At 65.5% G+C, this 11,882-nt stretch carries 12 protein-coding genes; 10 read left to right on the forward strand and 2 right to left on the reverse strand.

The window, feature by feature from the left end; all coding sequences use genetic code 11:
* Positions 1 to 53 precede the first annotated feature (53 nt).
* Genes coaBC through argB form a run of 6 tightly spaced genes read left to right on the forward strand, consistent with a single transcriptional unit; the run spans position 54 to position 5,282 of the window.
* On the forward strand, positions 54 to 1,286 hold the full coding sequence (coaBC, locus tag BJI67_RS15105) for a bifunctional phosphopantothenoylcysteine decarboxylase/phosphopantothenate--cysteine ligase CoaBC (protein WP_070073741.1): 1,233 nt from the start codon (positions 54 to 56) through the stop codon (positions 1,284 to 1,286).
* On the forward strand, positions 1,273 to 1,728 hold the full coding sequence (gene dut, locus BJI67_RS15110; protein ID WP_070073742.1) for a dUTP diphosphatase: 456 nt from the start codon (positions 1,273 to 1,275) through the stop codon (positions 1,726 to 1,728). Before coaBC ends, dut begins: the two co-directional genes overlap by 14 nt.
* A gap of 34 nt (positions 1,729 to 1,762) precedes the next feature.
* A complete protein-coding gene (locus BJI67_RS15115) occupies positions 1,763 to 3,142 on the forward strand; it encodes a phosphomannomutase/phosphoglucomutase (RefSeq protein ID WP_070073743.1) in 1,380 nt (459 codons plus the stop codon).
* A gap of 14 nt (positions 3,143 to 3,156) precedes the next feature.
* Positions 3,157 to 3,747: a BglII/BstYI family type II restriction endonuclease gene (locus BJI67_RS15120; protein ID WP_070074201.1), complete on the forward strand. Its 591-nt coding sequence runs from the start codon at positions 3,157 to 3,159 to the stop codon at positions 3,745 to 3,747.
* On the forward strand, positions 3,748 to 4,401 hold the full coding sequence (locus tag BJI67_RS15125) for an MT-A70 family methyltransferase (RefSeq protein WP_070073744.1): 654 nt from the start codon (positions 3,748 to 3,750) through the stop codon (positions 4,399 to 4,401).
* A 2-nt stretch (positions 4,402 to 4,403) separates the two neighbouring features.
* Complete coding sequence (gene argB / locus BJI67_RS15130) at positions 4,404 to 5,282, forward strand: acetylglutamate kinase (RefSeq protein WP_070073745.1); 879 nt, start codon at positions 4,404 to 4,406, stop codon at positions 5,280 to 5,282.
* Here the strand turns inward: argB and BJI67_RS15135 are convergent.
* On the reverse strand, positions 5,279 to 5,809 hold the full coding sequence (locus BJI67_RS15135) for a DUF4124 domain-containing protein (protein ID WP_070073746.1): 531 nt from the start codon (positions 5,807 to 5,809) through the stop codon (positions 5,279 to 5,281). The genes argB and BJI67_RS15135 overlap by 4 nt on opposite strands.
* Positions 5,810 to 5,870: 61 nt before the next feature.
* A complete protein-coding gene (gene pyrE / locus BJI67_RS15140; protein ID WP_070073747.1) occupies positions 5,871 to 6,515 on the reverse strand; it encodes an orotate phosphoribosyltransferase in 645 nt (214 codons plus the stop codon).
* 72 nt (positions 6,516 to 6,587) lie between these two features.
* Between pyrE and BJI67_RS15145 the strand changes: the two genes are divergently transcribed.
* From BJI67_RS15145 to BJI67_RS15160, 4 genes are all read left to right on the forward strand, one after another.
* Entirely contained in the window at positions 6,588 to 8,417 is a 1,830-nt protein-coding gene (locus BJI67_RS15145; RefSeq protein ID WP_070073748.1) for a cation:proton antiporter, read from the forward strand.
* 42 nt (positions 8,418 to 8,459) lie between these two features.
* Positions 8,460 to 9,245 (forward strand): exodeoxyribonuclease III, encoded by a 786-nt coding sequence (locus BJI67_RS15150; protein ID WP_070073749.1) that lies wholly within the window; start codon positions 8,460 to 8,462, stop codon positions 9,243 to 9,245.
* A 76-nt stretch (positions 9,246 to 9,321) separates the two neighbouring features.
* Positions 9,322 to 10,581: an AmpG family muropeptide MFS transporter gene (locus tag BJI67_RS15155; RefSeq protein WP_231940867.1), complete on the forward strand. Its 1,260-nt coding sequence runs from the start codon at positions 9,322 to 9,324 to the stop codon at positions 10,579 to 10,581.
* Complete coding sequence (locus tag BJI67_RS15160) at positions 10,578 to 11,858, forward strand: mechanosensitive ion channel family protein (protein ID WP_070073750.1); 1,281 nt, start codon at positions 10,578 to 10,580, stop codon at positions 11,856 to 11,858. Before BJI67_RS15155 ends, BJI67_RS15160 begins: the two co-directional genes overlap by 4 nt.
* Positions 11,859 to 11,882 lie beyond the last annotated feature (24 nt).

Here is an 11,882-nt window from a genome sequence, read left to right on the forward strand (position 1 = left end):
TCCGTAGCGCTCGCATTTGCTAAACTGCCCGGGTCCGGGCCGGCCACATTTGCATGTCGACACCACTCGCGCATTCTCGAATCCTGCTGGGGGTCACCGGCGGCATCGCCGTCTACAAGGCCTGCGAGCTGACGCGCCTGCTGGTCAAGGCCGGCTGCGAGGTCCGCGTGGCGATGACCGCGGCCGCCTGCGAGTTCGTCACCCCGCTGACCTTCCAGGCGCTGTCCGGCAATCCCGTACACACCACACTGCTGGACGAACGTGCCGAGGCCGGCATGGGACACATCGAGCTGGCGCGCTGGGCCAACGCCGTGCTCGTCGCCCCCGCCAGCGCCGACTTCATGGCGCGCCTCGCGCACGGGCTGGCCGACGACCTGCTCGCCACCCTGTGCCTCGCCACCGAGGCGCCGCTGTATCTCGCCCCGGCGATGAACCGCGTGATGTGGGCCAATCCGGCGACGCAGGCGAACCGCACGCTGCTCGAATCCCGCGGCATCGCCCTGCTGGGCCCCGCCGAAGGCGATCAAGCCTGCGGCGAGATCGGCGCCGGGCGCATGTTCGAACCCGCCGAGATTCTCGCCGCACTGGGCGAGTACAAGGGCCCGCTGGCCGGCGTGCGCGTCACCGTCACCGCCGGCCCGACGCGGGAACCCATCGACCCGGTGCGCGTGATTGCCAACCGCAGCTCGGGCCGCATGGGCTTCGCCATCGCTGCCGCAGCGCGCGCCGCCGGGGCCCAGGTGACGCTGATCGCCGGTCCCGTCGCCCTGGCAACGCCACGCGGCGTGAGCCGCGTCGATGTCGAGACCGCCGCCGACATGCACCGCGCGGTGCTGAGCGTGCTGCCGTCGACCGATCTCTTCGTCGCCGCCGCCGCGGTGGCCGACTACCGGCCCGCCGCCGCCAGCACGCACAAGCTCAAGAAGACTGCCGACACGCTCGCCCTCGCGCTCGAACGCACGCCGGACATCCTCGCCGAGGTTTCCGCGCACCGGCCGCGGCCCTTCTGCGTGGGGTTCGCCGCCGAGACCGACGACCTGCTCGCCAACGCGCGCGCCAAGCTCGCCGCCAAGCGGCTGGACATGATCGCCGCCAACCGCGTCGGCGATGGTCTCGGCATCGAGCAGAGCGACAATGCGCTGGAGGTATTGTGGGACGAGGGCGCCCGCTGTCTACCGCGCGCTTCCAAGGAAGACCTCGCCCGCGAACTCGTCGCGCTCGTCGCCGAGCGCTACCGCCACATCCATCCGCTCAAGGAAGATCCCGCACGCCATGCGCAAGATTGAACTCAAGATTCTCGACCCGCGGGTCGGCCGCGACTTCCCGTTGCCCGCACACGCCACCGACGGCGCCGCCGGCATGGACCTGCGCGCCTGCCTGGACGCGCCGCTCGAACTCGCGCCGGGCGACACCGCGCTGATCCGCACCGGTATCGCCATCCACATCGGCGATCCGGGCCTGGCCGCCACCATCCTGCCGCGCTCCGGCCTCGGCCATAAGCATGGCATCGTGCTCGGCAATCTGGTCGGGCTGATCGATTCCGACTACCAGGGCGAGCTTATGGTCTCGTGCTGGAACCGCGGCCAGGACAGCTTCACCGTGCAGCCCGGCGAACGCATCGCCCAGCTGGTGTTCGTGCCCGTGGTGCAGGCCGAGTTCGACATCGTCGAGGACTTCGACGCCAGCACTCGCGGCGCCGGCGGCTTCGGCCACACCGGCCGCCACTGATCCCCGCGACAACCGAGCGACACAAGGAAGCCCGATGAGCCAGATCAGTCCCACCCTGTTCCGCGCCTACGACATCCGCGGCGTGGTCGACCGCGATCTCACAGAATCCGCCGCCCGGCTCATCGGCCAGGCCTTCGGCAGTGCCGCGCTGGCACGCGGCCAGCAGGCCGTCGCGATCGGGCGGGACGGCCGACTCAGCGGCCCGCGGCTGATCGCCGCGCTCGCCGAGGGACTGCTAGCCAGCGGCATGGACGTGATCGACGTCGGCTGTGTGCCGACACCGGTGGTCTACTATGCCGCCGAGGCCCTCGGCACGCGCACCTGCGTCGCTGTCACTGGCAGTCACAACCCGCCCGACTACAACGGCCTGAAGATGGTCATCGGCGGCGAAACCCTCTACGGCGACACCATCCAGGCTCTGCGCACGCGTATTGAAACCGACGACTTCACTCACGGCACCGGGACGCGCCGCGAAGAAGACGTCGCCGAACGCTATCTCGCGCGCATCGCCGGCGACGTGAAGCTGGCGCGACCGCTCAGCCTTGCGGTGGACTGCGGCAACGGCGTTGCCGGCGAGCTCGCCCCACGCCTGATCGAACGGCTCGGCTGCCGCGTCGAGCGGCTGTACTGCGAAATCGACGGGCATTTCCCCAACCATCACCCGAACCCGTCCGAGCCCGAGAATCTCACCGACCTGATCGAGCGGGTGCGCAATCATGGGCTCGACCTGGGACTCGCCTTCGACGGCGACGGCGACCGCCTCGGCGTGGTCGACCCCGAAGGGCGCGTGGTGTGGGCCGACCGCCAGATGATGCTCTACGCCGCCGACGTGCTCTCGCGCAATCCCGGCGCGACCATCCTCTACGACGTCAAGTGCTCGAAACACCTCGGAGACCAGATCGCGGCACATGGCGGCAAACCGCTGATGTGGAAGACCGGCCACTCGCTGGCCAAGGCCAAGATGCGCGAGACCGGCACCCTGCTCGGCGGCGAGATGAGCGGACACATCTTTTTCAAGGAACGCTGGTACGGTTTCGACGACGCGCTCTACACCGCCGCACGCCTGCTCGAGATCCTCAGCCATGACCCGCGCACACCGACCGAGGTGTTCGCCGCCCTGCCCGACAGCCTCAATACCCCGGAACTCAACGTGCTCTTCGCCGAGGAAGGGGCCCATTTCGCCTTCATGCACAAGCTGAGCGAACAGGCCGATTTCGGCGATGCCACGCTGACCACCATCGATGGCCTGCGCGCAGATTACACCGACGGCTGGGGCTTGGTGCGTCCGTCCAACACCACGCCGAGCCTCGTGATCCGCTTCGAGGCCGACGATGCGACCGCGCTGGCCCGCATTCAGAACGTATTCCGCACGCAGATACTGACCGTGGAGCCTTCCCTGAAACTACCTTTCTGAATGTGGACCTTGATATGAGCATCGAACTCCTTCCGGAAAACATCCGCCAAAACTACGAAGTTCACGAGTGGAAGCATGCGGCAGCCATTTTCCACGCTGATTTCGCACAGGAGTGGGATGACCTGATTGCCGTACTGGATGCCTTTCGGCTTTATCGCAGTTGGATTGTCGAACCGGGCGGACGTAAATCGAGAGTGGCAAGCTTCATTGATGGTTTTCTAGCTGAGCGTGGTTGGCTAGAAAAGGGTTTCCAGACCCGTATGGTTGTCGACGACAACACCATGGAAACACCGACGCATAAGGTCGACTGCTTCAAGAACCGTATCGCACTTGAGATCGAATGGAACAACAAGGACCCATTTTTCGACCGCGACTTGAACAACTTCCGCCTGTTGTTCGAGTTACGTGCGATCAGTATCGGCGTCATTATTACTCGCTGCGATGCGTTGCAAGACATCTTCAACCGACTTGGCCGCGGCTCATCATATGGCGCATCGACCACACACATGAGTAAGCTGTTGCCACGCATTGAGGGTGGCGGCGGGGGTGGATGTCCGGTACTTGTCTTCGGCATAAAACCCGAACTCTATATAGAGGACGAATAAATGAGCATAACGGCACGAGATGACTTGTTAGCGAGCATCGGGGAACAGAAATTCGCCACTGTACTGGCCGACCCGCCATGGCAGTTCACCAACCGCACGGGCAAGATGGCACCCGAGCATAAGCGCCTCGCGCGTTACCCAACGCTACCGCTAGCCGAAATCCAGGCGCTGCCCGTCGCTGACTTCCTTGAAGACACCGCACACCTTTACCTCTGGGTACCCAACGCGCTGCTAGCCGAGGGCATGGCCGTGATGCAAGCCTGGGGATTCACTTACAAAACCAATTTGGTTTGGTACAAGGTGCGCAAAGACGGAGGGCCTGATCGTCGAGGAGTCGGTTTCTACTTTCGCAATGTCACCGAAATGTTGCTGTTCGGCGTACGTGGACGCAACGCGCGCACGCTGGACCCCGGGCGTAGCCAGGAAAATATCATCGTCTCGCAGAAACGCGAACACAGCCGCAAACCAGACGAACAGTACCCATTGATTGAAGCCTGTAGCCCAGGTCCATATATAGAAATGTTCGCGCGCGGCCCACGCCCTGGCTGGCACGTATGGGGCAATCAGGCGGAGCAGTACGTTCCAGACTGGTCGACCTACTCCAACCATTCGCAATCTGAACACACTAGCCGCAAACAGAGCGAACTGTTCTAAATATGGAACAAAACGACGCCACGCAGACTGCCGACGTCCTCATCGAGGCGCTGCCCTACATCCAGCGTTTTTCCGGCAAGACCGTCGTCGTCAAATACGGCGGCAACGCCATGGTCGATGACCGCCTCAAGCGCAGCTTCGCGCGCGACATCGTGCTGCTCAAGCACGTGGGCATCAACCCGGTGGTGGTACACGGCGGCGGCCCGCAGATCGGCCGGCTGCTGGAACGCCTAGGCAAGGAATCGCGCTTCGTACAGGGGATGCGCGTCACCGACGCAGAGACCATGGACGTGGTGGAGATGGTGCTCGGCGGCCTGGTGAACAAGGAGATCGTCAACCTGATCAACCAGCAGGGCGGCCGCGCCGTGGGACTGACCGGCAAGGACGGCGGCCTGATCCGTGCGCGCAAGCTGCTGGCTGCGACGTCGGATATCGAGGGCGACCTTGTCGACCTGGGCCAGGTCGGCGAGGTATCGGCGATCGACCCAGCCGTGGTGCATATGCTCGACGGCGGCGACTTCATCCCGGTAATCGCGCCCATCGGCGTCGGCGAGGACGGCGCCGCCTACAACATCAACGCGGATCTCGTGGCCGGCAAGATCGCCGCCATCCTCGGCGCCGACAAACTCATGCTGCTGACCAATACCCGCGGTGTGCTCGACGGGAAAGGCGAGTTACTCACCGCCGTCAGCGCGCGCGAGGTCGCTGTCCTGATCGCCGACGGCACCATCCACGGTGGCATGTTGCCCAAGGTGGAGTGTGCGCTGGATGCGGTTAATTCAGGAGTGAAGACGGCGACCATCGTGGACGGACGGGTCGAGCACGCACTGCTCATGGAACTGTTCACCGACCAGGGCGTCGGCACCCAGATCCGCGGTTAGGGTGCGGTCTGACCCTTGAGTTCACGGAAGCGCTTGATATCCGCCTCGAACTCAAGGCGGGTCTGTTCGCGCTGGCGCAACAGGTCCTGTAGCGAGGCATCGGCAGAAGCACGTGCCGCAGCGCCACTGCCTTTCAGCTGCTTCACGCGATCACGCGCCAGCTCGATCTGCACGTCGAGCGCATCGATGCGCTCGTCGCGCATATGCTTGATGTCCCCTACGCTGCTGAAGGTGTCCAAAAGGATGCGGTCGCGCCGCTCGCGAGCCTCTTTCTTGGCCATCGTTTGTGCGGCCTTTGCCGCCTCAGCCTTCTCCTGTGCGCGCTGCGCGGCAGTCGGCGGCGGGGGTACGCGTCGGACAACCTCACCGGCGTCGTTGATTACCTCGTAACCCCGCGAAACCGCCGCATCCGGTAGCGACTGATCGTAGTGCACCATACCGTTAGCGTCGCGCCAGCGGTAAATTGCAGCCTGTGCCACCGAGCTGAAAGCGAGGGTTACGGTCAGCAACGATAACCCCAGGAGCATAGAAACCGATTGCCGGCGGCGCGGGGCAGAACGAAGGATTTTCGGATGGGCTTGCATGGGTCTACACGCCGTATTCGGCGCGATAGGCTTCCAACCGGCCCAGCACATCCGCGCGCTCCGGGTCGCCGCGCAGATGCGCCACCAGATCCGACAGGCGTGCGATGCTGATCACCGGCACGCCCAGGCTTTCCTCGACTTCCTGGATCGCCGAGAGCCGGCCGCGACCGCGCTCCTCGCGGTTCAACGAGATCGCCACGCCGGCGAGCGTCGCCCCGGCAGCCTGGATGATCTCGACCGATTCGCGGATCGCCGTACCCGCGGTGATCACGTCGTCGACCACCAGCACGCGTCCGCTCAGCGGCGCGCCGACCAGCGATCCACCTTCCCCGTGGTCCTTGGCCTCCTTGCGGTTGAAGCACCAGGGCAGGTCAAGCCCGTGGTGTTCCGCCAATGCGACCGCCGTGGCGGCGACCAGGGGGATACCCTTGTAGGCAGGCCCGAAGAGCATGTCGAAGGCAAGGCCGGAGCCGACGATGGCCTGGGCGTAGTAACGCCCCAGTCGAGCCAGGGCATCGCCCGTGTTGAACAGGCCGGCATTGAAGAAGTACGGGCTGATGCGTCCCGATTTGAGGGTAAATTCGCCGAAGCGCAACACACCGCGTTCGATGGCGAAGTCGAGGAAATTCTGCTGGTCGCTCGCGCTCATGTGATTCCCTAATAGTCTGTGGTCAACATGCTAGAGTAGGCTTTGCGCCCCTGACAACCACTGTTCGCATCCATGAACGAATTCGCCCTATTCGCGATCGCCGCCGTCGGGTTGCTGGGTGTTCTGTGCCAATGGATTGCCTGGCGGGTCAAACTGCCGGCAATCCTCTTCCTGCTGCTCGCCGGCATCCTCATCGGCCCGGTCACCGGATGGCTCGATCCGGACCGCGTGTTCGGCGACCTGCTGTTCCCGATCGTCTCGCTGGCCGTCGCGGTGATCCTGTTCGAAGGCAGCCTGACGCTGCGCCTCGACGAGATCCGCGGACTCGAACGGGTGGTACGCAACCTGGTGAGCTTCGGACTGCTGATCAGCGGCTCGATCACCGCACTCGCTGCGCACTGGCTGGTCGGTCTCGACTGGCAACTGGCCGCGTTGTTCGGCGCGATGATGACCGTCACCGGCCCTACCGTGATCATCCCCATGCTACGCACCGTACGTCCCAATGCCGCCGTCGCCAAGGCGCTGCGCTGGGAAGGCATCGTCATCGATCCGCTGGGCGCACTGCTCGCAGTTGTGGTCTACGAATTCATCATCTCCAGCCAGGGCACCGGTGCCGTGGGGCATCTGATCGGCACCTTCGCCATGATCCTCAGCGTTGGCGGGGTGCTCGGCGTCGCCGCCGGATACTGCCTCGGCCTGTTGCTGCGCAATTACCTGCTGCCGGAGTACCTGCACAACGTCACCACGCTGTCCGCCGTGTTCGCGGTATTCGCCGGCGCCGACATGCTCGCCCCTGAATCCGGCCTGCTCGCAGTCACGGTGATGGGCATGTGGCTGGCCAACATGAAGCGCATCCCGGTCGACGCCATCCTCGACTTCAAGGAAAGCCTGAGCGTGTTCTTCATCTCAGGGCTGTTCATCGTGCTCGCCGCGCGCCTGGATCTGACGCAGATGCTGCGCATCGGCTGGGGCGCGCTGGGTGTGCTCGTGGTGCTGCAACTCGTCTCACGCCCGCTCAAGGTGTGGCTGTCCACCCTCGGTTCGCCGCTTAATATGCGCGAGCGGGTGCTGCTTGCCTGGATCGGCCCGCGCGGCATCATCGCAGCGGCAGTCTCGGCCCTGTTCGCGCTGCGCCTCTCCGAACTTGGCTACCACGACGCCAACCGCCTCGTGCCCCTGACCTTTCTCGTCATCATCGGCACGGTGGTGCTGCAAAGCCTGACCGCGCGCCCGCTCGCCAGCTTCCTCGGCATCGCCGAGCCGGAACCCCGGGGCCTGCTGCTGGTCGGCGCCAATCCGGTGGCCCGTGCCGTCGGCCGTGCCCTGCAAAAGCGCGGCTTTCAGGTCATTCTGGCCGACAGCTACTGGGAACACGTCAAGGCCGCCCGCATGGACGGCCTGAGCACCTACTACGGCAATCCCGTGTCCGAGCACGCCGACCGCCACCTCGACTTGATCGGCATCGGCCGCCTGCTCGGGCTGTCGCCGCAGGGCGATCTCAACGTCCTGGCCGCGCAGTATTACCGCCGCGAACTCGGCGTGCGCAGCGTCTACACCCTGCCCACGCCGACGGACAACGAGGCGCGCCGGCAGAAGCACACGGTCGCGGCCGAGTTCCGCGGCCGGCCCCTGTTCGGCGGTGACATCTCCTACCGCAAGCTGCAGAGCCTGGTCAGCCAGGGCGCGGAGATCCGCTCCACCACGCTCACCGCCAGCTTCGGCTACGAGGACTGGCGCAAAACCCACGGCAATGCCATCCCGCTTTTCGCCATCACGCCCAAAAATCACCTGCGCGTGTTCGCCGCGGACACCGAAATCCGTCCGACGGCGGACTGGACCCTGCTCGCCATGACCCCGCCAGACACGGAAAAGACCGCCGAGGCGCCAGCCGCAAGCGCGTGAAGCGATGCTAGACTGGCGCCTTTTCGCCGAACCGCCTGCATCATGCGCATCATCACCTTCAACGCCAACGGCATCCGCTCCGCCGCACGCAAGGGCTTTTTCGACTGGCTGCCGCAGCAGCATGCGGACGTGGTCTGCATCCAGGAAACCAAGGCCCAGGCCGAGCAGCTCACCGATGCGGCGTTCTGGCCGGAAGGCTGGGACTGCTACTACTCCGATGCCGAGAAGAAGGGCTACAGCGGCGTCGCACTGTACGCGCGGCGCAAGCCCGATGCGGTGGAAGCCGTGCTCGGCTGCCCCGAATGCCCGGAGTTCGAGACCGAGGGCCGCTGGCTGGAAGCCCGCTTCGGCAACCTGAGCGTGATCTCCCTGTACATGCCGTCGGGTTCCTCCGGCGATGTACGCCAGCAGATCAAGTACCGCCTGATGGACTGCCTGTACCGGCACCTGGACGAGCTGCGCGGCAACGGGCGTGAGTACGTGATCTGCGCCGACTGGAACATCGTGCACACCGCCGCCGACATCAAGAACTGGCGCGGCAACCAGAAGAACTCCGGCTGCCTGCCCGAAGAACGCGCCTGGCTGGACCGCCTGTTCGGCGAGTTGGGCTATGTCGATGCGTTCCGCCGGATCGAGCAAGCGCCCGAGCAGTACACCTGGTGGTCCAACCGCGGCCAGGCGTGGGCCAAGAATGTCGGCTGGCGCATCGACTACCAGGTGGTCAGTCCCTCGCTCGCCGACAAGGTCCGCGCCACCGCGATCTACCGCGAGCAACGCTTCTCCGACCACGCCCCGCTGACCATCGACTACGACCGAGAGCTGATTTAGACCCGGCACGACGCACAAGGCGCAACCGGGCGCGTGCCATGTATCATGTCGGCACACCGTCGACCGGATACGCCACTTGAAGCTGAGCTACGCCGCCCTGCTGCGCGAATTCTTCACCGGCCGCATGATCGTGGCGGCGCTCATGGGCTTCGCCTCCGGTCTCCCGCTGCTGCTCACATTGACCCTGCTGCAGGCCTGGCTGACCCAGGCCGGCGTGTCCCTCGGCGAGATCGGCCTGTTCGCCCTCGTCGGCATTCCCTACACGATCAAGTTCCTGTGGGCGCCGTTCATGGACCGCTACGTCCCGCCGCTGCTCGGACGCCGCCGCGGCTGGCTGTTCGTGCTGCAGCTGCTGCTGGCGCTCGCCATCCTGTTGCTGGGCCAGACCGACCCGCACCGCAACCTCACCCTGGTGGCCGTGTTCGCGCTGCTGGTGGCGCTGTTCTCGGCCATGCAGGACACGGTGATCGACGCCTACCGGCGCGAGTCGCTGGCCGACGACGAACAGGGGCTCGGCGCCTCGCTGTACGTATGGGGCTACCGCGTCGGCATGCTGGTGGCCTCCGGCGGCGGTCTGATCCTCGCGCAGTACGCCGGTTTCGCACTGACCTTCGCCGCGATGGCGGCGCTCATGCTGCCCGGCCTCGTCACCACGCTGTTCGCGCCCGAGCCGAACACCCATAAGCCCCTGCCGCCCGACCTGCGCACCGCCGTGGTCGGGCCCTTCGTCGAGTTCTTCAGCCAACGGCAGAATGCGCTGCTGATCCTGCTGTTCATCCTGCTCTACAAGCTCGGCGACACCCTCGCCACCACCATGACCACCCCCTTCTATCTGCAGCTCGGCTACTCCAAGGCGGACATCGGTGCGGTGGTCAAGCTGTTCGGCTTCTGGGCCACCGTGCTCGGCGGTTTCGCCGGCGGCATCGGCATTCTGCGCATCGGCCAGTACCGTGCCCTGTGGCTGTTCGGGCTGCTGCAGGCCCTGTCCACCGCCGCCTTCGCCTGGCTGGTCTACACCGGCCCCGTGCTCGGCTGGCTGGCCGTGATCATCGCCTTCGAGAACTTCACCGGCGGCATGGGCACGGCCGCCTTCATCGGCTTCATGGCGAACCTGACCAACAAGGAATTCACCGCCACGCAGTACGCGCTGCTCACCAGCCTGATGGGCGTGCCGCGCACCCTGCTCGCCGCCAGCACCGGCTACATGGCGCAGGATCTCGGCTGGCCGATGTTCTTCGTCGTCTGCGCCCTGCTCGCGGTACCGGGGCTGCTGCTGCTCACGCGCTTCCGCGGCTGGTTGCAGCCCGCCGCCTCGCGACCTGGAGAGCCGGCATGAATCCGATCATCCAGATGCTGACGCCGGGCCGGCTGTGGCAGCTCGGCATCATCGTCCTGGCGCTGGCCGTCGGCTGGCTGGCCCATCGTCTGGCCACGCAGCGCGTGGCGCAGGCCACCGAAAACGCCCCATTGCGCAGCCTGCGCCGCATCCTGTTGCGCGGCTCCGAGCGACTCGCCTTTCCGCTGACCGCGCTGCTCGTCACCCTGACCGGGCGTGCCGCGCTGCTGGCCGCACACCGTCCCGGAGAGATCCTGGCGGTGATGACTCCCTTGCTGTTGTCACTGGCCGCGATCCGCCTGCTGGTCTACTTCCTGCGCCAGGGACTTCGCCCTGGGCCGACGCTGCGCGCCTGGGAACAGATCGTCGGCCTGTCCATCTGGGCGGTGGTCGCGCTGCACCTGCTCGGCTGGCTCGAACCGCTGTCGAAGCTGCTCGACCGCGTGCAGCTCACCCCCGGGACGCATCCCATTACGCTGCTGACGCTGTTCAAGGCCGGCATGCTGATCGGCGTGGTGTTCCTGCTCACCTGGTGGGTCGGCAGCGCCATCGAGCGCCAGATCATGGCCGCGGGCGGCATCAGCGCCGGTCTGCGCGTGGGCATCGCCAAGGTGATCAAATTCGTGATGCTGGTCTTCGGCCTGCTGATCGGACTGAATCTGGTCGGCATCGACCTGACCGCCTTCACCGTGTTCGGCGGTGCGCTCGGCGTCGGCCTCGGCCTCGGCCTGCAGCGCATCGCGAGCAACCTCGTCAGCGGCTTCATCCTGCTGTTCGACCGCTCCATCCGGCCCGGCGACGTGATCAGCATCGGCGACCGCTTCGGCTGGGTGCAGGAATTGCGCGCCCGCTACATCGTCGTGCGCGACCGCGACGGGGTGGAAACGCTGATCCCGAACGAGAACCTCGTGACCTCGCAGGTGATCAACTGGAGTTACACCGACCGCAAGGTGCGTCTCAAGACGCCTGTCACCATCAGCTACGCCGACGATCCCGAAATCGCCCTGCGCCTGATGGAGGAGGTTGCACGCACGCACTCTCGCATACTCGACGACCCGTCACCGGGCGCACGCCTGCTCTCATTCGACGACAACGGCATGCGTCTCGAACTGCGTGCCTGGATTCAGGACCCTGAGGCCGGCGTCAACAACATCCGCTCCGAACTCAATCTCGCCATCTGGCGTGCCTTCAAGAGGCACGGCATCACAATCCCCTATCCGCAGCGCGTGGTGCATTTCAGCGGGACCCCGGATACCGGAGACCAGGATCGCCGCTAGCCGATTCGCTATCGGCAGGCGGAC

The sequence above is a fragment of the Acidihalobacter aeolianus genome (assembly GCF_001753165.1).
Lineage (GTDB): Bacteria > Pseudomonadota > Gammaproteobacteria > DSM-5130 > Acidihalobacteraceae > Acidihalobacter > Acidihalobacter aeolianus.